The 26,432-nt window shown below is 69.9% G+C and carries 21 protein-coding genes; 17 read left to right on the top strand and 4 right to left on the bottom strand.

Annotation, left to right across the window (positions count from 1 at the left end; genetic code table 11):
- Nucleotide 1 precedes the first annotated feature (1 nt).
- The 4 genes from AAEP80_RS16680 to AAEP80_RS16695 are packed head-to-tail and all read left to right on the top strand — an operon-like array spanning nt 2 to nt 5,992.
- On the top strand, nt 2–1,417 hold the full coding sequence (locus tag AAEP80_RS16680; RefSeq protein WP_420365195.1) for an extracellular solute-binding protein: 1,416 nt from the start codon (nt 2–4) through the stop codon (nt 1,415–1,417).
- On the top strand, nt 1,414–2,385 hold the full coding sequence (locus AAEP80_RS16685; protein ID WP_281265322.1) for a carbohydrate ABC transporter permease: 972 nt from the start codon (nt 1,414–1,416) through the stop codon (nt 2,383–2,385). The genes AAEP80_RS16680 and AAEP80_RS16685 overlap by 4 nt, the downstream gene beginning before the upstream one ends.
- A complete protein-coding gene (locus AAEP80_RS16690) occupies nt 2,382–3,311 on the top strand; it encodes a carbohydrate ABC transporter permease (protein ID WP_420365196.1) in 930 nt (309 codons plus the stop codon). Before AAEP80_RS16685 ends, AAEP80_RS16690 begins: the two co-directional genes overlap by 4 nt.
- A 14-nt stretch (nt 3,312–3,325) precedes the next feature.
- The gene (locus tag AAEP80_RS16695) at nt 3,326–5,992 is read left to right on the top strand and encodes a family 78 glycoside hydrolase catalytic domain (protein ID WP_420365197.1); all 2,667 of its coding nucleotides are present in this window, start codon (nt 3,326–3,328) and stop codon (nt 5,990–5,992) included.
- A gap of 186 nt (nt 5,993–6,178) precedes the next feature.
- Here the strand turns inward: AAEP80_RS16695 and AAEP80_RS16700 are convergent, their stop codons facing one another.
- Nucleotides 6,179–6,610, bottom strand: a complete 432-nt coding sequence (locus AAEP80_RS16700) for a hypothetical protein (RefSeq protein WP_420365198.1) — start codon at nt 6,608–6,610, stop codon at nt 6,179–6,181.
- A gap of 117 nt (nt 6,611–6,727) precedes the next feature.
- Between AAEP80_RS16700 and AAEP80_RS16705 the strand changes: the two genes are divergently transcribed.
- The gene (locus AAEP80_RS16705) at nt 6,728–7,216 is read left to right on the top strand and encodes a hypothetical protein (RefSeq protein ID WP_420365199.1); all 489 of its coding nucleotides are present in this window, start codon (nt 6,728–6,730) and stop codon (nt 7,214–7,216) included.
- 6 nt (nt 7,217–7,222) lie between these two features.
- Here the strand turns inward: AAEP80_RS16705 and AAEP80_RS16710 are convergent, their stop codons facing one another.
- Both AAEP80_RS16710 and AAEP80_RS16715 read right to left on the bottom strand, forming a co-directional pair.
- Nucleotides 7,223–7,636, bottom strand: a complete 414-nt coding sequence (locus AAEP80_RS16710) for an L-rhamnose mutarotase (RefSeq protein ID WP_420365200.1) — start codon at nt 7,634–7,636, stop codon at nt 7,223–7,225.
- Complete coding sequence (locus AAEP80_RS16715; RefSeq protein WP_420365201.1) at nt 7,633–9,006, bottom strand: MFS transporter; 1,374 nt, start codon at nt 9,004–9,006, stop codon at nt 7,633–7,635. Before AAEP80_RS16715 ends, AAEP80_RS16710 begins: the two co-directional genes overlap by 4 nt.
- Before the next feature lie 315 nt (nt 9,007–9,321).
- Between AAEP80_RS16715 and AAEP80_RS16720 the strand changes: the two genes are divergently transcribed.
- The 10 genes from AAEP80_RS16720 (at nt 9,322) to AAEP80_RS16765 (ending at nt 23,583) form a co-directional block, all read left to right on the top strand.
- Nucleotides 9,322–10,332, top strand: a complete 1,011-nt coding sequence (locus AAEP80_RS16720; protein ID WP_420365202.1) for a LacI family DNA-binding transcriptional regulator — start codon at nt 9,322–9,324, stop codon at nt 10,330–10,332.
- 25 nt (nt 10,333–10,357) lie between these two features.
- Nucleotides 10,358–11,449, top strand: coding sequence for a LacI family DNA-binding transcriptional regulator (locus AAEP80_RS16725; RefSeq protein ID WP_420365203.1), 1,092 nt, complete (start codon nt 10,358–10,360; stop codon nt 11,447–11,449).
- Between the two features lie 339 nt (nt 11,450–11,788).
- Complete coding sequence (locus tag AAEP80_RS16730) at nt 11,789–13,114, top strand: ABC transporter substrate-binding protein (RefSeq protein ID WP_402729399.1); 1,326 nt, start codon at nt 11,789–11,791, stop codon at nt 13,112–13,114.
- 79 nt (nt 13,115–13,193) lie between these two features.
- Nucleotides 13,194–14,048, top strand: a complete 855-nt coding sequence (locus AAEP80_RS16735) for a carbohydrate ABC transporter permease (RefSeq protein ID WP_413603080.1) — start codon at nt 13,194–13,196, stop codon at nt 14,046–14,048.
- The gene (locus tag AAEP80_RS16740) at nt 14,045–14,908 is read left to right on the top strand and encodes a carbohydrate ABC transporter permease (RefSeq protein WP_413601321.1); all 864 of its coding nucleotides are present in this window, start codon (nt 14,045–14,047) and stop codon (nt 14,906–14,908) included. The genes AAEP80_RS16735 and AAEP80_RS16740 overlap by 4 nt, the downstream gene beginning before the upstream one ends.
- Nucleotides 14,909–15,019: 111 nt before the next feature.
- Nucleotides 15,020–17,329, top strand: coding sequence for a family 78 glycoside hydrolase catalytic domain (locus tag AAEP80_RS16745; protein WP_420365204.1), 2,310 nt, complete (start codon nt 15,020–15,022; stop codon nt 17,327–17,329).
- A 181-nt stretch (nt 17,330–17,510) separates the two neighbouring features.
- A complete protein-coding gene (gene rhaI, locus AAEP80_RS16750) occupies nt 17,511–18,680 on the top strand; it encodes an L-rhamnose isomerase (protein WP_420365205.1) in 1,170 nt (389 codons plus the stop codon).
- A gap of 4 nt (nt 18,681–18,684) precedes the next feature.
- Nucleotides 18,685–20,769, top strand: coding sequence for a bifunctional aldolase/short-chain dehydrogenase (locus AAEP80_RS16755; protein WP_420365206.1), 2,085 nt, complete (start codon nt 18,685–18,687; stop codon nt 20,767–20,769).
- Nucleotides 20,770–20,785: 16 nt separating this feature from the next.
- Entirely contained in the window at nt 20,786–22,261 is a 1,476-nt protein-coding gene (locus AAEP80_RS16760) for a rhamnulokinase (RefSeq protein WP_420365207.1), read from the top strand.
- A gap of 86 nt (nt 22,262–22,347) precedes the next feature.
- Nucleotides 22,348–23,583 carry an alpha-hydroxy acid oxidase gene (locus AAEP80_RS16765; protein WP_420366886.1) on the top strand — a complete coding sequence of 412 codons (1,236 nt, stop codon included), beginning with the start codon at nt 22,348–22,350 and terminating at the stop codon, nt 23,581–23,583.
- Here the strand turns inward: AAEP80_RS16765 and AAEP80_RS16770 are convergent.
- Nucleotides 23,580–24,158, bottom strand: a complete 579-nt coding sequence (locus AAEP80_RS16770; RefSeq protein WP_420365208.1) for a hypothetical protein — start codon at nt 24,156–24,158, stop codon at nt 23,580–23,582. The two genes, AAEP80_RS16765 and AAEP80_RS16770, sit on opposite strands and share 4 nt — an antisense overlap.
- 106 nt (nt 24,159–24,264) lie before the next feature.
- Between AAEP80_RS16770 and AAEP80_RS16775 the strand changes: the two genes are divergently transcribed.
- Both AAEP80_RS16775 and AAEP80_RS16780 read left to right on the top strand, forming a co-directional pair.
- Nucleotides 24,265–25,200 carry an ABC transporter ATP-binding protein gene (locus AAEP80_RS16775; protein ID WP_402729393.1) on the top strand — a complete coding sequence of 312 codons (936 nt, stop codon included), beginning with the start codon at nt 24,265–24,267 and terminating at the stop codon, nt 25,198–25,200.
- Nucleotides 25,197–26,411 (top strand): ABC transporter permease, encoded by a 1,215-nt coding sequence (locus AAEP80_RS16780; RefSeq protein WP_420365209.1) that lies wholly within the window; start codon nt 25,197–25,199, stop codon nt 26,409–26,411. The genes AAEP80_RS16775 and AAEP80_RS16780 overlap by 4 nt, the downstream gene beginning before the upstream one ends.
- Nucleotides 26,412–26,432 lie beyond the last annotated feature (21 nt).

A 26,432-nucleotide genomic window follows, 5' to 3' on the forward strand; every position in this document is an offset into this window, starting at 1 on the left:
GATGACGAGCCGACCACCACACCCGCCCACCAGGCCCGCGGCACGCGACGTGTCGAGACGGGCGTTCCTCGCAGCCATCGCGGCAGGCACCGCGACGATCGGCCTCGCCGGCTGCACCGTGATCTCCGGCGGCGCCGTCGCGAACGACCAGCGGGGCCTCAGGCTCAGCAAGGACCCGGCACCGGGCCGCGCGCACGTCGTCGAGATGTACAACATCTGGGGCGGCACGCTCGGCAACGCCTGGGTCGAGCTCGCCGACCTCTACGAGAAGTCGCAGTCGCACACCGGCGTCCGGGTCACCTACGCGCCACTGTCCGGCAACACGCAGATCCGTCTGCAGACCGCCATCGCCGCGGGCACCCCGCCGGACCTGGCGTTCTGCACCCCCGAGGAGTACCCGCAGTTCGCGGGCTACGGCGTCGTCGAGCCACTCGGTGCCCGGATCGCGGCCGCCGGCCTCGGTGCGGCCAACTTCGCACCGGCGGTGTGGAAGCAGATGACGGCCACGGACGACATCTACGCGATGCCGGTGCTCGTCGACGTGAACTTCCCGATGTTCTGGAACAAGAAGGTCTTCGCGTCAGCCGGCCTCGACCCCGAGACCCCGCCGAAGACCATCGACGAGCTCGAGACGTTCTCGGACAAGATCCTGCAGAAGCGCGGCAACCAGGTCACCCGGATCGGGACCGTGCCGTGGGACTACTACGGCTTCAGCAACTCGATGTTCACGTTCGGCTTCGCCTTCGGCGGGAAGTTCATGAGCGACGACAACATGGAGGCCACCCCCGACGACCCGAACATCGTCCAGGCGCTCCAGTGGATGGTCGACTACGCGAAGAAGGTCGGCGGCGCGAGCCACCTGTCCGTCACCAGCCCGTCGCAGACCCTGCCAACGATCGCGAGCGGCAACGTCGGCATGGCGCCGATGACGACGACGGACGCGCAGAACGTCTACCGGAGCGGGGACAAGGCGAAGGTCGAACTCGGCGCGACGCTCTTCCCCTACGCGGAGGGGCTCGGCTCCCCTGGGAGCGCGACCTGGCTCGGCGGCTACGACCTCTTCATCCCGAAGGACTCCAAGGAGCACGACTCCGCGTGGGACTTCCTGCAGTTCGCGACCGTCTCGGACGCGGGCACGCAGTCGAACTTCACGTACGGCACCCTGCTCCCCGGCTGGTCCGACTCCCCCGTCCTGGCGGAGTTCCAGAAGGACCCGAACATCGCCGTCTACCGCGAGGGCCTCCTCACCGCGAAGAACATCCGCCCGACGATCCCCGTCGCCAGCACCTACGCGACCGCGCTCGACGTCCAGGTGAGCTCGGCCATCTACGGCCAGATCACCCCGGAGCGCGCCCTGGCCAAGGTCAAGGCCTCGGTCAACGCCGCGTTCGACGAATTCCGGAAGGAGAACTCGTGAGCGTCACACGGAGCATCACGACACGGGGTCCGAAGCCCCGCGGGACGTCATGGCTCACGCACTGGATCCCCCGGACGAAGCGGCAGCGCGCCACCTTCGGGTGGGGGCTGTTCTTCACCGCACCGGCGATCATCGGCCTCGTCGTCTTCACCGGCGGTCCGATCATCACGAGCGCCGTCAACAGCTTCACGAACGCGAACCTGCTCGGCGGCACGAAGCAGTGGATCGGGTGGCAGAACTACACGCAGCTCTTCGCCGACGACCAGTGGTGGTTGTCCCTCGGGAACACCCTGTTCCTCACGGTGATCTCGGTGCCCCTCGGCATCGCGGTCGCCCTCGGCCTCGCGCTGCTGCTCAACCTCCGGGTGAAGGGCCTCGGCATCTACCGGGTGATCTTCTTCATCCCGTCCATCGTCCCGATCGTCGCCAGCGCGGTCATCTGGGCGTACGTCCTCAACCCGCAGTACGGCGTGATCAACAACGTCCTGAGCATCTTCGGCATCCAGGGCCCCGGCTGGCTCTCCGACCCCGCGTGGTCGAAGCCGGCGCTCATCCTGTTCGGCCTGTGGGGCGTCGGGAACCTCATGGTGATCCTCCTCGCGGGGCTGCAGGGCGTCCCGCAGGACCTCCTCGAACAGGCGTCCCTCGACGGTGCCGGCGCCTGGCAGAAGTTCCGGAACGTGACCGTGCCGTTCATCAGCCCGCAGCTGCTGTTCGCGACGATCACCGGACTGATCGCCGGGTTCCAGTACTTCACCCAGGCGTTCGTGATGACCGGCGGCTACGGCGACCCGGCGGGCTCCACGCTCGTGTCCGGCGTGTACCTGTACCAGTCGGCGTTCTACCACTACCAACTCGGCTACTCGAGCGCGGTCGGATGGGTGCTCTTCGTGATCATCGCCATCGTCTCGATCCTGGCGTACCGCATCATGGGCCGCCGCGTGTACTACGGAGGCGAAGCACGATGACCGCGATCGAGAACCCCACGGCGGCCGCTGCCGTCGCCGGCGAACCGCGCGGGTCGGTCAACCCGACCCGCGCCGTCCCGAAGCACCGCAAGCTCACGTGGCCCCGCATCGCCGAGGCCATCGCGAAGCACGCCGTCCTCATCGTCCTCAGCGTCGTGTTCCTGATGCCGCTGATCTGGATGGTCACCGGGTCGTTCAAGACCCAGGCGGACATCGGCGCGTTCCCGGTGAAGTGGTTCCCGGACACCATCACGACGGGCAACTACACGTACGGCCTCCAGGCGTTCCCGCTGCTGCAGTACTTCTGGAACACCCTCGTGATCTGCGTGCCGTCGATGATCGGCGCCGCGCTGTCGAGCGCGATGGTCGGCTACGGCGTCTCCCGCATCCGGTGGCCGTGGCGGAACGGGATCTTCACGATCCTCATCGCGACGATGATGGTGCCGTTCTACGTGACGATGGTCCCGCTGTTCGTGGCCTACCGCGACGTCGGCTGGACGGGCACGTACCTGCCGCTCATCGTCCCGACGTTCTTCGGCATCCCGTTCTTCATCTTCCTGATGCGACAGTTCTTCCTCGGCATCCCGGATGCCCTCACCGACGCCGCGAGGATCGACGGCGCCGGGGAGCTCCGCATCTTCGTCCAGGTGATCCTGCCGCTCTGCAAGCCGGCACTCGCCGCGGTGATGCTCTTCCAGTTCCTCGCCTCGTGGAGCGACCTGCTCGGGCCGCTGCTGTACCTCACGAAGTCGAGCCAGTACACGCTGTCGCTCGGCCTGACGTTCTTCCAGGGAGCGCAGGGCGACACCGCCACCGGCCCGCTGATGGCCGTCTCGACCATCATCCTCATCCCCATCGTGGTCCTGTTCTTCTTCGCCCAGAAGACGTTCATTCAAGGGATCACGATGTCCGGGATCAAGGACTGACCGAAAGGACCACCATGACCGACTCGACGACCGCATCCGCCCGCCGCGTGGCTGGTTCCGAGACTGACGGGAGGCTCGGCTCGGCTCCCACGGGACCGCTCGCCCCGACCGGGCTCCGCGTCGAACACCTCCGCGAACCGCTCGGGATCGGCACGGCCGAGCCACGGCTCTCGTGGCACCTCCCCGAGGCCGGACCCGGCTGGGAACCAGGGCTCGCCGAGGTCGAACTCGTCGACCGCTCGGCCGGCACCGACGCCGGCGCCGTCGCCGAGGTGGACGCGTCCGGGGTCCTCGTCCCGTGGCCGTTCGCCCCGCTGGCCTCTCGCGAGCGCGCCGTGTGGCGGGTGCGGACCACGGCCGTCGACGGCTCCGTGACGGACTGGAGCGAGCCCCTGGAGGTCGAGGCGGGCCTCCTGTCCGACACCGACTGGACCGCCTCGTTCGTCGCCGCGCCGTGGCGGGAGAACACCCGCGTCGACCAGGCACCGCCGATCCTGCGGCGCGAGGTCACACTGCGCGGCGACGTCGTCCGCGCCCGGCTCGCGGTGGCGAGCCTCGGCCTCCACGAGGTCACCGTCGATGGCGTCCGCGTCGGCGACGCGGAGCTCGCACCTGGATGGACCTCGTTCGGACACCGGGTCCGCTACCTGGTGCACGACGCGACCGAGCACCTGGCCGGCGGTCCGCGGACGGTCGCACTCGGCGCTCGTCTCGCCGACGGCTGGTACCGCGGCAGGATCACCTGGGACGACCGCGTCCGCAACGTGTACGGCGACCGGCTGGCGCTCATCGCCCAGCTCGAGGTCGAGTACGCCGACGGCTCCACGGAGACCTTCGGCACCGATGACTCCTGGCGCGCCGCGCGCGGCGGGATCCTGCTCTCCGGACTCTACGACGGAGAGAAGTGGGACGGCAGGGTCGAACCCGACGGTTGGCAGACCGTCGGGTTCGACGACGCCGCATGGGACGCGGTCGAGGTGCTCGACGCTCCCGCCGCGGCACTCGTCCCCTTCGACGGCCCCGTGGTGCGCGTGGTCGAGGAGATCGAACCGGTGTGGTCGCGCCGCTGGGACGCCGGGGCGATCCAGCTCGACTTCGGCCAGAACGTCCCCGGTCGGCTGAAGATCCGCAACCACCCCGTCGGGCCGTTCGGCGTCACGCTGCGGCACGCCGAGGTGATGCAGGACGACGAACTCGCGACCCGCCCACTGCGCACCGCGAAGGCCACCGACGTGTTCTACTCGGGGCCGGGAGACGACGGCGAGGGGTCGTGGGAGCCGCGCTTCACGGTGCACGGGTTCCGCTACGCCGAGGTCGAGGGCTGGCCCGTGTCCTCCTTCGAGCCCGGGGACGTCGTCGCGCAGGTGGTGCACACCGACATGCGGCGCACCGGCTGGTTCCGCTGCTCGGACCCGCGACTCGAGCAGCTGCACGAGAACGTCGTCTGGTCGATGCGCGGCAACTTCGTCGACGTCCCGACCGACTGCCCGCAGCGTGACGAGCGACTCGGGTGGACCGGCGACCTGCAGGTGTTCACGCCGACGGCTGCGTTCCTCTACGACTGCGCCGGGGTGCTCCGCTCGTGGCTCAGGGACCTGGCGCTCGAGCAGCGTCCGGACGGCGGCGTGCCGTTCTTCGTGCCGACGCTCCCCGACTCCGACCCGGCCGGGCACCACGCGGCGGTCTGGGGCGACGCGGCCACCCTCACGCCGTGGGGGTTGTTCCAGGCGTTCGGCGACCGCGGGCTCCTCGAGGACCAGTGGGCATCGGCGAAGGCGTGGGTCGACGGGGTCCTCGCTTCCGGGGACGAGGACCTCGTCCGGGTCGACGGCTTCGAGTTCGGCGACTGGCTCGACCCGCTCGCGCCGCCGGAGGACGCTGCGGCAGCCAAGGCCGACAAGTACTGCCTGGCGACGGCGTACTCGTACCGGTCGACATCGGTGCTGGCGGCGTGGGCGGCCGAGCTCGGACGCACCGATGACGCTCGGTCGTACGCGGAGACCGCGGCGCGGATCAAGGCGTCGTGGCAGGCACGGTTCCTGACGCCGTCCGGCACCGTCATCGACGACTCGCAGGCGTCGTCGGCGATCGCGATCGTGTTCGGGCTTGTCGACGCGGACGGCCCGGTCGGGGCACGGCTGTCGGAACTCGTGCGGGAGAACGGGCACCGCATCGGGACCGGGTTCGCCGGGACGCCGGTGGTCTGCGACGCGCTGCTCCTCGCCGGGCACCTCGACGACGCGTACGCGATGCTCCTGCAGGACGAGTGCCCGTCGTGGCTCTACCCGCTCACGCAGGGCGCGACGACGATCTGGGAGCGCTGGGACTCGCTGCTGCCTGATGGCCGGGTGAACTCGGGCGGGATGACGTCGTTCAACCACTACGCACTCGGGTCCGTCGCCGACTTCATGCACCGGGTCGTCGCCGGCATCGCCCCCGCTGCCCCCGGGTATGCAGCGATCCGGTTCGCGCCGAGGCCCGGCGGCGGGCTGACGAGTGCCGGGGCGACGCTCGACACCCCACGGGGCCAGGCCGCGATCGACTGGTCGGTGTCCGACGGCACGCTGTCGGTCACCGTCACGGTGCCGGTCGGTGCGACGGCGGTGCTCGACCTCCCCGGCGCGGAGCCCGTCGAGCTCTCGCACGGCACGTGGGAGTCGGCGGTGCCGTTCGACGCGTGACCCGGCGCGGCGGTGCCGGTCCATCGGACACGTCCCACGAGAGCGCCCACGAGAGCGCCCGCGAAAGCGACAGTTCACCGCGAGATCCGCGCGGGAAACTGTCGCTTTCGCGGTGCGGTCCGCGTGATGCGCCGCGCACGTGTCGCTCTCGCGTATCAGTCGGGCGTGCGATCGCCGCGACGCGCCTCAGTCGGGCAGGACCGCGTCGGGGACGTCGCGCAGGAAGATCTCGATCGTCTTCGGGCCGACCCCGTGCAGCGCTCCGAGCCGGTCACGCAGCTCCTGCCGAGACGACGCGCTCTTCACGAGGTGCGACACCGAGCCCTCGTCGGCGTCGAGCGTGTGCATCGTCTCGTGCAGCGCGTCCGTCATCTGGTAGTCGAACCGTCCGTAGCCGCCCTCGTCGAGGACCTTGCGGAGCTGCTCCCGTCCGGCCCCGGCGAACTTCCCGGGGCTCGTGAACCCGTGGTCGATCAGCACGCGGTACGTCTCGGCCGCCTGCTCCTGCCGGATCGGCCTGCCGAACAGCATGCTCGCGAGGAACCACCGGTACAGCTGCTGGGGTTTGCCGTCCGACAGGTCGATGCCGAGGTCGGAGGCGTGGGTCACGTCGGCCATGCCGGGCACCGTACCCGCCCCGGCACCACACCCGGTCCAGGTCCGGGGGTTACCCCCACCCCGGATCCGGAGGACCGCCGGATCGTCCCGCCGACCGCGCGGAACGACGATGGATCCATGAACACGTCACGCTCCGAACGATCCGCCGTCACCTCCGTCTTCGCCGTCGTCGGCATGGGTCTCGTCGTCGCCACCCTGACCGGCTGCAGCATGATCGAGCAGTCGCTCCCGCAGCAGCACCGCCACTACGACACCTACCGCGATGCCCCGTCGTCGGCGAACTCGGAGGACACGGCCTGGTTCATGCCGAAGTGGGTGCCGGATGACGCGAAGGACATCGACGTGCGCCTGGACACGAGCAACCCCGGGTACGTCATCGCCTTCGACTCCGCGACCGGAGTCGACACGGCGGCGTGCGAGCCCGTCGACGGCAGCCACGGCGGCCCGGCGATGACGGCCGACTTCCTGCCGAGGTCCCTGCCCACGAGCGACCTGATCACGTGCGGCGACGGACGGATCACGGCCGAGATCGACGGCCGTTGGTACGGCTGGACGTCGAAGGAGCCGGTGTCGTCCGACTCGGACGACACCCTGCGCAGTTCCTGACCGCACCTACTCCCCCGCCGCGGCGAGCTGGTCCTCGAGGTTGAACACCTCCGGCAGGATCCGCGCCGTCTGGTCTGCCCGACCGGTGGTCCCGTCGAAGAGGTCCTGCATGTGGGCCTCCCACGCGGACGCGACCTCGCTGGCCGCGAGGGCCGCGTCCGCACCGGCGACGGACTCGGTCTCGTAGTAGCCGATCAGCAGCCCGTCGTCGTCGAGGAACAGGGAGTAGTTCCGTCGACCGGCCCCCGCGATGGCCCGGAGCATCGCCGGCCAGACCGCGGCGTGCCGCTCGCGGTACGCGTCCATGTGCTCCGCAGCCACCTGCAGTCGGAAGCAGACGCGCGTGACGCGATCCGAGCCTCCAGTCCGGTGCGGCTGGGCGGACGGGAGGCCCGGTGCCGGTCCGGTGGGCCCGCTCACCTGGGTGTCCGCTCGCCTCGCGAGCGGCGCGCCGGTTCGCGCGCCGCTCGCGCTCGTTCCTCATGCTCGTCGATCGTTCGGACGGTGCCGGTGACGCTCGTCACCGTGCCGTACCGCTCGGCCTCGATTTCCTCGAGGGACTTCCCACGGGTCTCCGGTGCCCAGATCGTGCCCACCAGGAACGAGACGGCGAGGAGCCCGATGATGAGCCCGCCGAGGGGGCGGAGGCCGATGTCGGTGAGGAGCACGGGGAACCACATGCTGAGGAGTCCGACCGTGACCCGGGCGGCGAGGAACAGCACGCCCTGCGCGCTTGCACGGTACCTGGTGGCGAAGAGCTCGCTCGTCCAGAGGCCGTAGAACGCCTGCGCGCCGATGCCGGACGAGATGCCCCAGCCGATCGCGAAGAAGAGCAGTGTGCCGGTGTTCGCCGGGCCGTAGATGAGGACGGCCCAGACGACGATCGCCAGCGCGGCACCGATCGCGAAGAGCACCCGTCTGCTGATCCGGTCCCCGTACCGCATGAACACGAAGTACGTCGTGAGCACGGTGCAGAACCACACGAGGACCTGCAGGGCGTCCTGCTCGATGACGCTCGTCACCCCGGTCGCGGCGTAGATGCGCGGTTGGAAGATGCCGGCCTGTCCTGCGACGGTGTTCCACATCGCGTAGACGCCGAACAGGAACAGCATCGCGACGAGGTTGATCTTCTTCGAGAACAGCTGGCCGACGCCGTGGAAGAAGCTCACCGTGCCGGTTGCTGCGCGCTCGTCCTTCCAGATGTTCGACTCCGGCAGCCCACGGCGGAGCCACCACACCACCGCGGCGACGACGAACAGGTGCGCGAAGATGAGCCGGCTGCCGAGGAGTCCGAGCGGGGCAGCGGCGATCGCCAGCGCGAAGCCGACCATCGGGCCGATCGACCACGCGAGCTGCGCGGTGCCGACGTGTGCGGCACGCCTGCCAGCCGGTGCCTGTTCGGCGATGTAGGTCCAGCTGGCGGGGACACCGGCACCGACCGCGATGCCGCACAGGATGAAGCCCGTGAGGAGCATGCCGTAGTTGCCGGCGAACACCGCGAGGACGACCCCGAGCATGTACAGCAGCAGGTCGTACGTGTAGATGAACTTCCGGCCGTAGCGGTCGCACAGGGGGCCACCGATCGCGGCGCCGATGGCAGCGCCGAACGCGTTCGAGGAGAGGCTCGCGAGCAGGCCGACGCCGAGGTCGCCGATGTGGAACTGGGCCTGCCAGAACGCCAGGCTCGTCGCGATCGCGATGATCGAGCCCGACTCGATGTAGTTCGACATGGCCACCGAGATGGTGGCCTTCCAGCCGGTCGTGTTGCTGGCTCCGATACGGACCGCCATTGGTCCTCCGTTCGTGCGTGTTCGTCGGTGAATCGTTTCAACGGTGCAGCGAAGAAGATACGCCCGGTGATCGGGGTCCTGCAAGTGGGGCCGTTCCGCGCGTAGGGTGTCGTTCCGCGTCGGGTGTCGTTTCGCGCGTTGCATGTCGTTTCGCGCGTAGGAGGTCGAATCGCGCGTAGGAGGCCGGGATTTCCGACCTCCAACGCGCGAACCCGCTTCCCATCGCGGGCGTTCTGGGCGCTTTCACGCGGCGCGCGACCGCGACACCACGCCCCACACGACCGCGAACGACGATCGGGATGCCAGGATGACCGCATGACGGTGAGCGTTCGGGAGGTCGCGGCTCTCGCGGGCGTGTCGCTCGGCACGGTCTCCAACGTGTTGAACCGACCCGAGAAGGTGGCCCCCTCGACGGTCGAGCGCGTGCAGAACGCCATCGCCGAGCTCGGGTTCGTGCGGAACGACTCGGCACGCCAACTCCGCGCGGGTCGCAGCTCCACCGTCGGGCTCGTCGTGCTGGACGGCGGCAACCCGTTCTTCACCGACGTCGCCCGCGGTGCGGAGGACGCCGCGATGTCGAAGGGTCTTGCGGTCCTCATCGGCAACTCGGACGAGTCGACCGAGCGCGAGCGCACCTACATCGACCTGTTCGAGGAGCGCCGCGTCGCCGGCCTGCTCATCTCCCCCGCCGGCGACGACCTCGAGCGGCTGGTCAGACTCCGCGACCAAGGCACCGCCGTCGTGCTCGTGGACCGTCGCGCGGACGACGAGCACTTCGCCTCCGTGTCCGTCGACGACGTGGCAGGCGGCCGGATCGCCGTCGAGCACCTCGTGGACATCGGCCGACGGCGCATCGCCTTCGTCGGCGGCCCGTTCGGCATCCGGCAGGTCGCTGATCGACACGCGGGAGCTCTCGGTGCCGCCACGGCCGCCGGCGCCTCGCTCGAGGTTCTGCAGACGTCGTCGCTGTCCGTGCTCGAGGGCCGGCGCATCGGCGAGGAGATCCAGCGTCGCCCGGCGTCGGAGCGGCCGGACGCGGTGTTCGCGGCGAACGACCTCATCGCCGTCGGGCTCGAGCAGGCGTTCATCATGCGCGGCTCGGTGTCCGTCCCCGACGAGATCGCGATCGTGGGCTACGACGACATCGCGTTCGCCGAGGCCGCCGTCGTGCCGCTCACGAGCGTCCGGCAGCCGGCGCAGGACCTCGGGCGGCAGGCGATCGAGCTCCTCGTGCACCAGGTCGAGCACGGACAGGACGTCGAGCTCGAACGGGTCGAGTTCACCCCGGAGCTGGTCGTCCGCCAGTCCACCGTCCGCGATCGGTGACGCATCGCCGGTCTACGATCGAGGGATGGTGCAGCCCCCTCGACGCGACGGGCCGCCGAGCGTGCACCACGTCGCCGCGCGGGCGGGTGTGTCGCTCGCGACGGTGTCGAACGTCCTGAACCACCCAGAGCGCGTCCGAGAGGCGACAGCGGCCAGGGTCCACGCCGCCATCGCAGACCTCGGGTACACGCCGAACCGGAACGCCCGTGCACTCGCATCCGGCAGGAGCCGGTCGATCGGGCTCGTCGTGTCGTCGCTGCAGAACTCCCTGTTCAGCGACATGCTCAACGGCGCCCAGGTCGCCGCCCGGGAACGGGAGTTCGCCCTGCTCATCGCCAGCAGCGAGAACGACCCGCGCGCGCAGGCCGACCACCTGGCCTTCCTCGAGAGCACCCGGGTCTCCGGCATCCTCCTCGCGACGATGGAGGAGTCCCGTGACCAGGTCGAGCTCACCCGCCGGCACGGTCACCCGGTCGTCTACGTGAACTACGAGCCGGCCGAGGTCGACGCCTGCTCGGTCGTGGTGGACAACGAGCGGGCCGGGTACATCGCGACGACGCACCTCATCGAACGGGGGTGCCGACGCATCGGCTTCGTGAGTGCACGACAGGAACTCCAGCCCGTGCACCGCCGTCGTGCCGGCGTGCTCCGCGCGATCGCCGAACACCCAGGGGTGCGCCTCGTCGACGTGGACGCCGGCGACATCGACCCGCCAGGGGGCACCGACGCCGGGGTCCGCATCGCCGGCATGCCCGCGTCCGAGCGACCAGACGGGGTCCTCGGCGTGACGGACCTGCTCGCGATGGCCGTCGTCACCGAGCTGCGCGCCGCCGGGATCCGCGTACCGGAGGACATCCCCGTCTCGGGCTGCGACCACAACTCTGTTGCGTGGGGCGGAGCCGTCCCCCTGACCTCGGTGACGATGCACGGCGCTGAGATGGGTGCGCGGGCGGTCGACCTGCTGCTCGCGGAGCTGCTGGACCCGCCGGACGAGCACGTGCACCGGACGGTCGTGCTCGACACCGAACTCGTGCCGCGTGAGAGCACGCTCGGCCGCGAGGGTGCGGCCGCCGCGCGACGTGGCACTCCCGAGGATCCCCGCCGCACCGAGGCCTGACCCGGCGCACGGCCTCGCCCCGGCGGTCCCAACGCGCCGAAGCACCCCCAGAAGCCCGAGACACCGCCGGAATCCGGCGCGCTTCGACGACCTGGCGGCGCCTCGACGAAACGCAGGCGCATCGCAGGCACGGCACGTGCGCACCACCGAACCGCACCCGACGGAACTTGGAGCGCGCCAGCGCGTAACGAATCAGAATCGGTGATTGACACGCTTCAATCCGCATGGTTCCATTCCGATTGAAACGTTCTAAACAGCACGACCGGCCACCACGACGACGCGGTGTCCGGGTCCGTTTCACCCGGGTCTCCCCAACCCGGGCCTTACGAGGAGGTAAGGATGTCAGCACGTTCCCTGACCACCCGGCTGCTCGCCATCGGCGGCGCCACGGTCCTCATCGGCGGCCTCGCCGCCTGTTCGTCCGGCGGCTCCGCCGACACGGGCAGCGGCGGCGGCAAGGTCCAGATCAGCTACCTGGTCGACAACTCCACGGCGACCGCCGTCACGACGAAGGCACTCGTCGCGGCGTTCGAGAAGGCCAACCCCGACATCACGGTGAAGGTCGACACGAAGCCGCAGGGCACCGACGGCGACAACCTGGTCAAGACGCGGTTGTCCACCGGTGAGATGGACGACGTCTTCAACTACAACTCCGGGTCGCTCATGCAGGCGCTCAACCCGGACAACACGCTCGTCGACCTGTCCGACCAGAGCTGGGCGAAGGACGTCGACAAGCAGTTCACGAAGGTCGTCAGCACCGACAAGGGCATGTACGGCGCACCCTTCGGCACGAGCTTCGGCGGCGGCGTCATGTACAACAAGAAGGTCTACGCCGACCTCGGCCTGAAGGTCCCCACCACCTGGGACGAGTTCATCAGCAACAGCGAGAAGATCAAGGACGCCGGCAAGGTCGCGCCGATCATCCAGACCTACGGCGACACCTGGACCAGCCAGCTCTTCGTACTCGGCGACTTCGCCAACATCACGGCGCAGCAGGCCGACTGGGCGACGAAGTACACCGCGCACAAGGAGTCCTACGCGAAGGACCCGGCGTTCGCCGGCTTCGAGCACCTCGCCGAGGTCAAGGACAAGGGCCTCCTGAACGAGGACTTCGCGTCGGCGACGCAGGCGAACGGCCTGAAGATGCTCGCCGACGGCACCGGAGCGCAGTACCCGATGCTCACGAACGCGATCTCGACCCTGCAGCAGGACAGCCCGGACGCGGTGAACGACATCGGTGCCTTCGCCCTGCCGGCACAGAACGCGGACGACACGAACCTGACGATCTGGGAGCCGAACGGCCTCTACATCCCGAAGACGACCACGGGCGACAAGCTCGCGGCGGCGAAGAAGTTCATCGCGTTCGCCAACTCGTCCGACGGCTGCAAGGTGCAGAACGACACCGGGACACCCGGCGGCCCGTACGTCATCTCGACGTGCAAGCTCCCGGACTCCGTGCCGACGATGCTCGGCGACCTGCAGAAGTACATCGACGACGGCAAGGCGACGCCGGCGCTCGAGTTCCTCTCCCCCATCAAGGGCCCGAACCTCGAGAAGATCTGCGTGCAGGTCGGCTCCGGGATCTCCACCGCAGCGGTCGGCGCCAAGCAGTACGACCAGGACGTCGTGCAGCAGGCCCAGCAGCTCGGCCTGAAGGGCTGGTGAGTCGGTGACCGCGACGCTCACGACGGCGGTCGCCCCGCCGCAGACCACGAAGGCCGGGCCGGGTCCTGCCCGCAAGCGGATGCGTTCGTTCTACCCCGCGTGGTTCTTCATCCCCGCGATCGCGCTCTACGTCGTGTTCTTCGCGGTTCCCACCTTCGCCGGGTTCTACTTCTCGCTCACCCGCTGGACGCTGTTCGACCAGACCTTCATCGGTTTCGACAACTTCGTCCGGTTCTTCCAGGACCCGCAGCTCGTCTCGGGCTTCATCCACACGTTCGAGTACGGGTTCGTGACGAGCGCGGCGAAGGTGGTCCTCGGACTCGCCCTCGCCCTGCTCCTCACGTCCCCCGTGCTCGGGCGCGGGTACCTCCGGGCGGTCGTGTTCTTCCCGGTGCTCGTGTCGACGATCGGCATCGGCATCACGTTCAAGGCGTTGCTGGATCCCTTCCACGGGATCATCAACTCCGTGTTGGGAGGACTCGGCCTCCCGACACCGGGGTGGCTGACCGACCCGGCCCTCGCACTCTGGAGCGTGGCGGCGGTGGACATCTGGAAGGGCGTGGGCATCGCGACGCTCATCTTCATCGCCGGCATCGTGGCGATCCCGCAGGAGTACTTCGAGGCCGCCCGCGTCGACGGCGCGAGCGCCTGGACGATCTTCCGGAACATCACGCTGCCGCTGTCCCGCCCCGCGATGGGCACGGTCATCATCCTGTCGCTCATCGGCGGCCTGCGGTCGTTCGACCTGATCTGGGCGATGACCGGCGGTGGACCGGGGTTCACCAGCGACGTCATCGCGAGTGTGATCTACAAGCAGTACCAGGCGGGCTTCTACGGCCTGTCGACGGCCGGCAACGTCGTGTTGTTCGTCGTCGTCACGGCGATCATGGTCCCGGTCTCCTGGCTCATCAACCGGAAGGAGCCGGAACTGTGACCGCCATCAGCACGACCCCGCGCCGCCGCCACCCGGGCACCATCCGCAAGTGGATCATCGGCATCGTCGCCATCGTGGTGTCGTTCGTGGTCTTCCTCGTGCCGTTCGTCTTCGTCCTGCTCCAGGCGGCGAAGTCACCGGCCGAGGCGAACCAGCTCGGCTTCACCCTGCCCACCCAGTGGCAGCTGTGGCAGAACCTGCAGGCGGTGTTCCAGACCGGCGAGTCCGGCATCGTCCGGGCGTTCGTCAACAGCGCCGTGCTGACGGTGGGCAGCGTGGTCATCATGGTCGTGTTCTCCGCCATGGTCGGCTACGTCCTGCAGCGTCGACCCGGCCGGTGGAACGGGGTCATCAACTTCTTCGTCCTCGCCGGCCTGATCGTCCCGCCGGCGATCGTCCCGACGATCTGGGTGCTGCAGGGCCTCAACCTGTTCAAGACCATGGGCGGGATGATCCTCATCGAGGCCACCTTCGGCCTGTCGTTCTGCATCCTGCTGTTCCGGGCGTTCGTCGCGACGATCCCCAAGGAGCTGGACGAAGCCGCCGTGCTCGACGGTGCCGGGCCGATCCGCCTGTTCTTCGGGGTCGTCCTGCCGCTGCTGAAGCCCGTCATCATCACCGTCGTGCTCGTCCAGTCGGTCGCCGTGTTCAACGACTTCGCGAACCCGCTGTACTTCCTCCCCGGCTCGGAGAACGCCACCGTGCAGCAGACGCTGTACGCGTTCCAGAGCCAGTCCGTCAGCCAGCTCAACCTGCTGTTCACGGACGTCCTGCTCATCACGATCCCCCCGCTCATCCTCTACATCTTCTTCAACCGTCAGATCGTCGCCGGCATGACCAGCGGCGCCGTCAAGGGCTGACGCCCGACCCGGACTGGAGGCCCGACCCGCCACCGGCAGGTCGGCCTCCGTCCGGCAGTCCCACCGACCAACGACGCGGCCGTCGACGACGACGGCCGCCGGAAGGACACCATGACCACCTGGACCGCATCGTTCATCGCGAGCGACACCGACCTCGGCAGCGCGCCGATCCTGCGCCGGGAGTTCACCATCGACGACGGCCACGGTGCCGTCCGCCGGGCCACCCTCGACGTCAGCGCCCTCGGCGTGGTCGAGGCGTGGCTCGCAGGCTCTCGAGTCTCGGACCACCTGCTCGAACCGGGCTGGACGAGCTACGAGTGGCGCATCCGCGTCGCGTCGCACGACGTCCTGTCGCACCTGAGCTCGACCGCTCCCGGGGACGCCGCCGTGCTCGCCCTGGTCATCGGCAACGGCTGGGCGGCCGGACGCCTGGCGTGGGGCGGCGGCGGCGGCTGGTACACGGACGAACGTGCCGGGTTCGCCGAGCTCCGCATCGAGTTCGAGGACGGCCACGTCCAGACCGTCGCCACCGACACCGACTGGCAGGCGTTGTCCAGTGCGATCACCGCCGACCAGCTCTACGACGGCGAGGACATCGACGCCCGGCTCCGCGACGGGTCGTTCCTGCAGCCGGGGACGCCGACGATCCCGAGTACCGACGGACACCCCGGTCGGTCGGTCGGCGTCCACACCGTCGACCTCGGCGACCGCGAGCTCGTCACCGACACCGTCCCGCCGGTCCGGCCGCTCGCCGAGATCGCCCCGGTCGACGTCTGGACGAGCCCGTCGGGCGCGACGCTGGTCGACTTCGGCGTGAACCTGGTCGGCTGGCTCCGCGTCGTCGCCTCCGGCCCGGCCGGCACGGTCCTGACGATCCGGCACGCCGAGGTGCTCGAGCACGACGAGCTCGGCACCCGTCCGCTCCGGACCGCGAAGGCGACGGACCACTTCACCCTGAGCGGCGACGGCGCGGACACGTTCGAGCCGCGCTTCACCTTCCACGGCTTCCGGTACGCGGCCGTCGAGGGGTGGCCCGGCACGCTGGACGAACTCCGGACGGCGCTCACCGCGGTGCAGGTCGGCAGCGACCTGACCCGCACGGGCACGTTCGAGTCGAGCCACGAGCTGCTCAACACCTTCCACGACAACGTGGTCCGGGGCATGCAGGGCAACTTCCTCAGCGTCCCGACGGACTGCCCGCAGCGCGACGAGCGACTCGGGTGGACGGGCGACATCGCGGCGTTCGCCCCGACGGCCTCGTACCTGTTCGACACCAGGGCGTTCCTCGGCGACTGGCTCCGCGACGTGTGGCTCGAGCAGCAGCACGCCGACGGGGTGATCCCGTTCGTGGTGCCCGACGTGCTGAAGTACTCCCCCGCCGAGGACTTCGGGAAGCCCGACGCCACCGCGATCTGGTCGGACGCCGGGGTCTGGGTGCCGTGGACGCTCTACCAGGCCTACGGCGACACCGCGGTGCTCGAGGAACAACTGCCGTCGATGGTCGCGCACCTCCGTCGGATCCGCGACCACCTGTCGCCCCAGGGCCTCTGGGACACGGTGTTCCAGTTCGGCGACTGGCTCGACCCGGATGCCCCGCCGGAGGACGCCGCGAAGGCGAAGGCCGACCCGGGCGTCGTCGCCACGGCGTGCGCCTACCGGTCGGCGACGCTCGTCGCCGAGGCGGCGCGCTTGACCGGCCACGAGGCGGAGGCGAGCGAAGCCGAGGAACTGGCCACGAGCCTCCAGGCCGCGTTCCGGGAGCACTACGTGACGGACGGACGGATCCGCAGCGACTGCGCCACCGTCTACGCGCTCGCCATCGTGTTCGGGATCCTGTCCGACGAGGACACCGCGAAGGCCGGCGACCGGCTCGCCGAGCTCGCTGCCGAGTCCGGCTACCGGATCTCGACGGGCTTCGCCGGCACGCCCTTCATCACGGACGCGCTCACGCAGACGGGGCACCTCGACGACGCGTACCGGCTGCTGCTGCAGACGGAGTGCCCGTCGTGGCTGTACCCGGTGACGATGGGGGCGACCACGGTGTGGGAGCGCTGGGACTCGATGCTGCCGGACGGCACCATCAACCCGGGCGAGATGACCTCGTTCAACCACTACGCGCTCGGTGCCGTGGCGGACTGGATGCACCGGGTCGTGGGTGGTCTCGCGCCGCTGACGCCCGGGTACGAGTCCGTGCTCATCGCACCGCAGCCCGGCGGAGGCCTGACCTGGGCGTCCACCTCGCTCGACACCGTGCACGGGCACGTCGCCGTGCGGTGGGAGCTCGTCGACGGGGAGCTGCTCGTCCGGGCGACCGTGCCGGACGGGGTCAGCGCGGTGGTGCGCCTGCCGGGCCTCCCGGAGCAGCGCGTCGCTGCCGGCACGCACGAGCTGCGCGCGCCGGCCGCGGTGCCCGCGGCATAGCCGCGCCGCCGCACAACCGAAAGCAAAGCGCACCACGGGATCGCGCGGCGCGAACTGCTTTCGGTTGTGCGGGAGCGATCCGCACCGGCTGTGCGGCAGTGAGCCGGGAACACCGGTTGCGCGACGCGTCGCCGCGGACTAGCCTATGAAACGATTCAATCGACCACGAGGAAGTGACACGATGACATCAGCAAGCTTCAGTTCGATCGGCGACCAACTGGCACGGCAGGCGATCGAGCTCCCGTCCTGGGCGTTCGGCAACTCCGGCACGCGTTTCAAGGTGTTCAGCACGCCAGGAACGCCCCGAGACCCGTACGAGAAGATCGCCGACGCGGCCCAGGTCAACAAGTACACGGGGCTGGCCCCCACGGTGGCACTCCACATCCCGTGGGACCTCGTCGACGACTTCGCCGACCTCCGCCGCCACGCCGAGGAGCACGGCGTCCGCCTGGGCACCGTGAACTCGAACACGTTCCAGGACGACGACTACAAGTTCGGTGCACTGACCCACGTCGACGAGACGATCCGGCAGAAGGCGATCGACCACCACCTGCGCTGCATCGACGTCATGGACGCCACCGGCAGCCGCGACCTGAAGATCTGGCTCGCCGAGGGCTCGAACTACCCGGGGCAGGAGGACATGCGCTCCCGCCAGGACCGCCTCCACGACAGCCTGACGACGATCTACGACCGGCTCGGGAACGACCAGCGCCTGGTCCTGGAGTACAAGTTCTTCGAGCCGTCGTTCTACCACACGGACGTCCCCGACTGGGGCACCAGCTACGTGCAGACGAGCGCCCTCGGCGACAAGGCGATGGTCTGCCTCGACACCGGCCACCACGCACCCGGCACGAACATCGAGTTCATCGTCATGCAGCTGCTGCGCCTCGGCAAACTGGGGAGCTTCGACTTCAACTCGCGCTTCTACGCCGACGACGACCTCATCGTGGGCGCAGCCGACCCGTTCCAGCTGTTCCGCATCCTGGTCGAGGTCATCCGCGGCGGCGGCTACGACAACCCCGACGTGGCGTTCATGCTCGACCAGTGCCACAACATCGAGGACAAGATCCCCGGGCAGATCCGCTCGGTGCTGAACGTGCAGGAGATGACGGCCCGCGCGCTGCTCCTGGACCGCGTGGCGCTGACGGCGGCGCAGGAAGCGCACGACGTCCTGGGCGCGAACGAGATCTTCATGGACGCGTACCAGACCGACGTCAGGAAGGACCTCGCCGCCTGGCGCGAATCGCGCGGCCTCCCGGCCGACCCGATGCGCGCGTACCTGGACTCCGGGTACCAGCGCTCGATCGCCGAGGACCGCGTCGGCGGCGTCCAGGCCGGCTGGGGCGCGTAGACAGATGACGATCAACGACCTGGAGGCCCGGGTGGACCCCGCAACGCAGACGACCGCTGGACAGGTGGTCGCCGACCTCATCGCACGTTCCAACGCGCTCGGCTCGGACCCGCGGATCACGAACTACGCCGGGGGCAACACCTCGGCGAAGGGCGCCGCGACCGATCCGGTGACCGGCGAACCGGTGGAACTGCTCTGGGTGAAGGGATCCGGGGGCGACCTCGGCACCCTGACACCGGCCGGGCTCGCAGTACTGCGGGTCGACCGAGTCCGGGCGTTGGCGCAGGTCTACCCGGGCGTCGACCGCGAGGACGAGATGGTCGCCGCGTTCGACTACTGCCTGCACGGCAAGGGCGGAGCAGCTCCGAGTATCGACACGGCCATGCACGCACTCGTCGACGCCCCGCACGTGGACCACCTGCACCCGGACGCCGGCATCGCCCTCGCGACGGCGGCGGACGGCCCGGCCCTGACGGAGCGGGTCTTCGGCGGGAAGGTCGTGTGGGTGCCGTGGCGCCGACCCGGGTTCCAGCTCGGCCTCGACATCGCCGCGATCAAGCGGGACCACCCCGAGGCGATCGGCACGATCCTCGGCGGGCACGGCATCACCGCGTGGGGGGCCACCAGCGACGAGGCCGAGGCGAACTCCCGCTGGATCATCGACACGGCCGAGCAGTACATCGCTGCGAACGGCAAGCCCGACCCGTTCGGCCCCGTCCGCCCGGGCTTCGAGGCGCTCGCCTCCGACGAACGACGAGCCCGCGCCGCCGCCCTCGTCCCGACGATCCGTGGGATCGCGGGGCACGACAAGCCGGTCGTGGGGCACGTCACCGACAGCGACGTGGTGCTCGACTTCCTCGCGAGCGAGAAGGCGCCGGAACTCGCGGCGCTCGGCACCAGCTGCCCGGACCACTTCCTCCGCACCAAGGTGCAGCCGCTCGTCCTCGACCTGCCCGCGACGGCCACCGTCGAGGAGCAGATCGCACGCCTGCACGAGCTGCACGCGTCCTACCGCGAGGACTACCAGGCGTACTACGACCGGCACGCGACGCCCGAGTCCCCCGCGATCCGCGGCGCCGACCCGCTCATCGTGCTCGTGCCCGGCGTCGGCATGTTCTCGTACGGCAAGGACGCCCAGACCGCCCGCGTCGCCGGCGAGTTCTACGTCAACGCGATCAACGTCATGCGCGGCGCCGAAGCACTCTCCACCTACGCCCCGATCGACGAGGCCGAGAAGTTCCGCATCGAGTACTGGGCCCTCGAAGAAGCCAAGCTCCAGCGGATGCCCGCCCCGAAGAAGCTCGCGACCCGCATCGCCCTCGTCACCGGGGCCGCGTCCGGCATCGGCAAGGCGATCGCGAAGCGACTGGCATCGGAGGGCGCCGCGGTCGTCATCGCCGACCTCGACGAGACGAAGGCGCAGGAGGCCGCCGCCGAGATCGGGGACACCGACCGGGCGATCGGCGTCGCGGCGAACGTGACCTCCGCCGAGGACATCGCGCGCGCCGTCCAGGAGACCCTCCTGCACTTCGGCGGCCTCGACCTCGTCGTCAACAACGCCGGGCTGAGCCTGAGCAAGTCGCTGCTCGAGACCACCGAGCAGGACTGGGACCTCCAGCACGACGTCATGGCGAAGGGCTCGTTCCTGGTGTCGAAGGCCGCGGCGAAGGTCCTCATCGAGCAGGGCCTCGGCGGCGACATCGTGTACATCTCGAGCAAGAACTCGGTGTTCGCCGGCCCGAACAACATCGCCTACTCCGCCACGAAGGCCGACCAGGCCCACCAGGTGCGGCTGCTGGCGGCCGAGCTCGGCGAACACGGCGTCCGGGTGAACGGCATCAACCCGGACGGCGTCGTCCGCGGCTCGGGCATCTTCGCGTCCGGCTGGGGTGCGAACCGCGCGAAGACGTACGGCATCGACGAGCAAGACCTCGGGAAGTTCTATGCCCAGCGCACGATCCTGAAGCGCGAGGTCGTGCCGGAGAACGTGGCGAACGCCGTCTACGCCATCTGCACGGACGACTTCTCGCACACCACCGGACTGCACGTGCCGGTCGACGCCGGCGTCGCCGCGGCGTTCCTGCGCTGAGACGAGAGGCAGCAGCATGCACACCAGCGGCAGCGTCGCCGCGGTCGACCTCGGCGCCACGAGTGGCCGGGTCGTCGTCGGGCACGTCGACACCGACGGCGTGCGGATGGAGCACGTCTCCCGGTTCCCGAACGGCCCGGTCGCGCTCCACGAGCACGATCGCGAGGCCCTGCACTGGGACGTCGTCGAGCTGTACCGGAACGTGACGGACGGACTCCGGGACGCGTTCGGGCGGCATCCCGACCTCGCCAGCATCGGGATCGACTCCTGGGCGGTCGACTACGGGCTCCTCCGCGACGGGCGCCTGCTCGGCCTGCCGTCCCACTACCGGGACGACCGGCACGAGCACGGCGTCGCCCAGGTGCACGCACGGCTCGACGCCGCCGAGCTGTACAGCAGGAACGGGCTGCAGCACCTCCCCTTCAACACGCTGTTCCAGTGGGCGGCGGACCCGACGCTGCACCTCGCCGATCGCGCCCTGCTCGTCCCGGACCTGCTCGGCTACTGGCTCACCGGCGTCGAGGCGGCCGAGCGGACCAACGCCTCGACGACCGGGGCACTCAACGCGACCACCCGTGGGTGGGACCCGGCGCTGCGGGCTGCCGCGGGCCTCCCGTCCGGACTGCTGCCAACGCTCCGCGACCCGGGAGACCGACTCGGTCCCCTGCTGCCGGCCGTCGCCGACCTGGTCGGCGGCAGCGCACCGATCACGCTGGTCGGGTCGCACGACACGGCCTCGGCCGTGGTCGCGGTCCCCGCGACGACCGGCGACTTCGCCTACATCTCGAGCGGCACGTGGTCGCTCGTCGGCGTCGAGCTCGAGGCCCCCGTCCTGTCGGACGCGGCCCGCGACGCGAACTGCACCAACGAGGGTGGTGTGGACGGCCGGGTCCGGTTCCTCAAGAACGTGTCAGGACTGTGGTTGCTCTCCGAGAGCGTCCGGACCTGGGAACGTGGTGGCGACCGGATCGACCTGGAGGCCCTGCTCGCCTCCGCAGCGGCCGTCACCGCCCCGGTTCCCCTCTTCGACGTCGCGGACGAGTCGTTCACGCCGCCTGGCGACATGCCCGCCCGCATCGCCTCCTGGTGCGCCGAGCACGGACGCTCGGCACCCGCGACGCGGGCGGAGTTCGTCCGGTCGATCCTGGAGTCGTTGGCCGCTGCCTACGCCGCGACGCTGGCGACGATCGCCACGATCACCGGCAAGGACATCCGACAGGTCCACATCGTCGGGGGCGGGTCCCAGAACCGACTGCTGTGCCAGCTGACGGCCGATCGGACCGGACTACCGGTCCTGGCGGGTCCGGTCGAGGCGACCGCACTCGGCAACATCCTGGTGCAGGCCCGGGCTGCCGGGCTTGCCGGCCTCGACGGCGCGTCCCTCGAGGCACTGCGAACCGTGGTCGCGCGCACGGTCGAACCCGTCCGGTACACCCCGACGACGGAACGAACCACCACCCCATCCACCCCGAGACGTAGGATGTCTGTATGACCTCGACCGATGACCAGCGACGTGTCGACCCGGCGACGGGCGCACCGGCACCGACCGCGGGAGCCGCGTCGTCGGCGCGGACCAGGATGCGGCGGCAGCTGCCGACCGTGCACGACCTGGCGCCCCTGATGCAGTTCAAGAAGCCCGACCTCAACGCCCGGCGGCGTCGGCTGGAGCAGGCGCTGACGATCTGGGACCTCCGGGACATCGCCGCCCGCCGGACCCCTCGTGCCGCGTTCGACTACACGGAGGGTGCCGCCGAGGCCGAGATCTCGCTGGCGCGGGCACGGCAGGCGTTCGAGGACATCGAGTTCACGCCGTCAATCCTCCGGGATGTCTCCACCGTGTCGACGGCGCGCGAGGTGCTCGGCGCCCCGGTGTCGTACCCGTTCGGCATCGCACCGACGGGGTTCACCCGGATGATGCAGACCGAGGGCGAGCGCGCGGGGGCCAGGGCCGCCGGACGCGCCGGGATCCCGTTCTCGCTGTCCACGATGGGCACCACCGCGATCGAGGACGTCCGCGACGCCAACCCCCACGGGCGCAACTGGTTCCAGCTGTACATGTGGAAGGACCGCGAGAAGTCGATGGCGCTGGTGTCCCGCGCCGAGAAGGCCGGGTTCGACACGCTGCTCGTCACCGTGGACGTCCCCGTCGCGGGTGCGCGGCTCCGGGACAAGCGCAACGGGTTCTCGATCCCGCCGCAGCTGAGCGCTCGCACGGTGGTCAACGCGATCCCGCGGCCGTGGTGGTGGTTCGACTTCCTCACGACCGAGCCCCTGGCGTTCGCGTCCCTCGACCGCTGGTCCGGCACCGTCGGGGAGCTCCTCGACCACATGTTCGACCCGACCGTCACCTACGAGGACCTGGCGTGGATCCGCGACCAGTGGAAGGGCAAGGTCGTCGTCAAGGGCGTGCAGTCCCTGGCGGACGCGAAGCGCCTGGCGTCCATGGGCGTCGACGGGATCACCCTGTCGAACCACGGCGGACGCCAGCTCGACCGTGCCCCGATCCCGTTCCACTTGCTGCCCTCGGTGGTCAAGGAGGTCGGGAACGACACCGAGGTGCACCTCGACACGGGCATCATGTCCGGCGCGGACATCGTCGCGGCCGCCGCGCTCGGGGCGAAGTTCACGATGGTCGGTCGGGCGTACCTCTACGGGCTGATGGCCGGGGGCGAGGCCGGGGTCGACCGGATGATCCAGATCCTGTCCGAGCAGATCGAGCGCACCATGCGGTTGCTCGGGGTCACGTCGCTCGACGAGCTCGAACCAGGTCACGTCACGCAGCTCGCGCGCCTGGCGCCGGTCGCTCGCCCCTAGCTGGGGGCGTCCGGCAGCGTCCACGTCGCGCCGGGCGTCGGCGCCGGGCCGTCCGCCGCCCGCTGTGGCCGCTGCCGGAGGTCCTCGAGCATCGGCGTGAGCCGGCGCAGGCTCCGTTGGGTGTCGACGAGGCTCACGGCCAGGAACCCCACGAACAGGGCGACGAACACCCACCAGACCGGCCCGTCCGTCACAGCGAGCCAGACTCCGAGCGCGGTGGCGAGCACGAAGACCACTGGCCCGAACCACCGGTTGCGGCGGTACTGACGTCGGGCCCGCTCCAGCTCGGGTGTCCAGGTCGCCGGGTCGACGCCGGGGGGCACCACGCCGGTCTTGACGGCACGACGGATCCGGCTCACCTCGTCCGCTCCGCCGGCACGACGTCGCGTCCGCGCGATGCCGATCCCGAAGAAGGCGGTCATGAGGCCCGCGTACACGACGGACCCGATCACGAAGGCACCGACGTCTTGGCGCGCGGGCCGCGTGACGAACTGGATGCCGAACCACAGCACCGCGAGCAGGACGAACAGGACGGGCAGCAGCACCGGCAGCGACGACTTCCGGAAGCGTTCCATGGGTCTCCCTCGATCCAGTCCAAGATGCCCGCACCGGGCAGCGTGCTGCTGTGAGGTCGGGGCACATCGCCTCCCGGTAGGGTCGGCGGCACGAGAAGGGGGCTGCATGGCCGGGGCGAGCATCAGCGTGCAGGACTTCGTCATGCGCTTCGGGGACCGTACCGTCGTGGACGGGTTGTCGTTCGACGTCGCACCCGGGGAGACCTTCGGGCTCCTCGGCAGCAACGGTTCCGGCAAGACGACGACGATCAGGGCACTGCTCGGCATCACGTCGCCGTCCGCGGGCACCCTGACGATCGACGGACGGCAGTACCGGCCGGCGACCGGCGGCATCGGGTACCTGCCCGAGGAGCGTGGGCTGTACCGGAAGGAGTCCGTCATCGACGTGATGACGTACTTCGCGGCACTCCGTGGCATGGCACGCTCGGCGTCCACCGCGTGGTCGATGGAGTACCTGGCGCGGGTCGGGCTCGCGGACAAGGCGAAGCTCCGGATCGACAAGCTCTCCGGCGGCCAGCAGCAGAAGGTCCAGCTCGGGATCACGATCATGGACCGTCCGCGGCTGCTCATCCTCGACGAGCCGACCAAGGGCCTCGACCCGGTGAACCGCAGGCTCCTGCTCGACCTGGTCGACGAGCGGAAGGCCGACGGCGCCACCGTGATCCTGGTCACGCACCACATGGACGAGGTCGAACGGCTCTGCGACCGGATCCTGCTCCTGAAGGACGGCACCGCGGCCGCGTACGGCACGATCCCCGAGGTGCAGGACGCCTTCGGGGGCGCCGTCGCGAAGGTGTCGCTCGACGGAGCGGTGCCGACGTCGCCGCTCTACAAGCTCGCACGGCACGAGGGCCACGTCGCGTACCTGGTGCCGTCGTCCTCGGCAGCCACGGACGGGTCGGACATCCTGTCGTCGCTCGTCGGAGCCGGCGTGCACGTCACGGGCTTCGAGATGCGGAGGATCCCGCTCGACGAGATCTTCGTGCAGGTGTACGGCCACGACGCCGGCGCGGACGAACGCGCTGCAGGGGGAACGCGATGAGCCGTCTGGGAACCGTCATCCGGTTCGAGTTCGTCCGCGCGGTGAAGAAGCCCGCGTTCTGGATCGGCACCCTCGCGCTGCCCTTCGTCATCGTGGTGGTGTCCCTGCTCGTCGGGGTCGGGCAGGCGGCGGGGACGAACTCGGTCGTGTCGAGCTCGTCCGCCGAGAGGACGCCGTTCCACTACGTCGACCGCTCCGGGCTCGTCTCCGAGTCCGTGGCGGCGCGCTGGGGTGGGACGCCGTCCACGGACGAGGCTGCCGACCGTGCCGACGTCGTCGCCGGACGGCTCGACGCGCTCGTCGTGTTCCCGGAGTCCCCGTCCGAGGACCCGATCGAGGTCACCGCCAAGGACAAGGGGCTCTTCGAGAACGGCGGGTACTCGTCGCTCGCCGAGCGGGTGCTCGAACAGAGCGTCGCGGCGAACGTGGACGACGCGGAGGCGGTGCACATCCTGCGGTCGCCGCCCGCAGCGGACGTCACGGCCTACGCCGACGGGAAGGTCGCGCCGGGGTGGCTGTCGATCCTGCCGCCGATGGTCTACCTGGCGGCGTTCTTCGGGCTCGTGCTGCTGCTCGCCGCGCGCATGGTCACCGTGGTCGTCGAGGAGAAGGAGAACCGGATCTCCGAGATGATCCTGACGACGGTGACGGCTGGGGACCTCATCCGTGGCAAGGTCATCGCGATGCTGCTCGTCGGCCTCGTGCAGATCGGGGTGTTCCTGGTGCCGGGGCTGCTGTCGCTCGTCGTCGTCATCCCGCTGGTCGCGAGCCGGGTCGGGCACGTGGTCGTCGATCCGTGGCGGATGGTGGTCGGCGCCCTGCTGCTCGTCGGCGGGGTGCTGCTCGCGTCGGCGCTGTTCGTCGCCGTCGGTGCCGCCGTCCCGACGATCAAGGACGCCTCGGCGCTGCAGTCCGCGGCGATCTTCTCGCTGATCATCCCGATCTACGCGGCGTTCTTCGTGATGACGAGCCCCTCGTCGCCCGTCGTCGCGGTCTTCACGTACTTCCCGACGTTCACCCCGATCACCGCGATGGTCCGGAACGCCGTCGGGTCGCTGTCGCCGCTCGAGTCGGTGGTCTGCATCGTCGAGGTGTTCGTCGTCGCGGGGCTGCTGCTGTGGTTCGCGCAGTACCTGTTCCGGCACTCGGTCGCGCAGTACGGGTCGAAGGTGACGGTCCGGCAGATCCTCTCCTGGCGGCGGGCCCGGTGATCTCACGGCACTCGCGATTCC

The organism is Curtobacterium sp. L3-7 (genome assembly GCF_048756585.1).
Lineage (GTDB): Bacteria > Actinomycetota > Actinomycetes > Actinomycetales > Microbacteriaceae > Curtobacterium.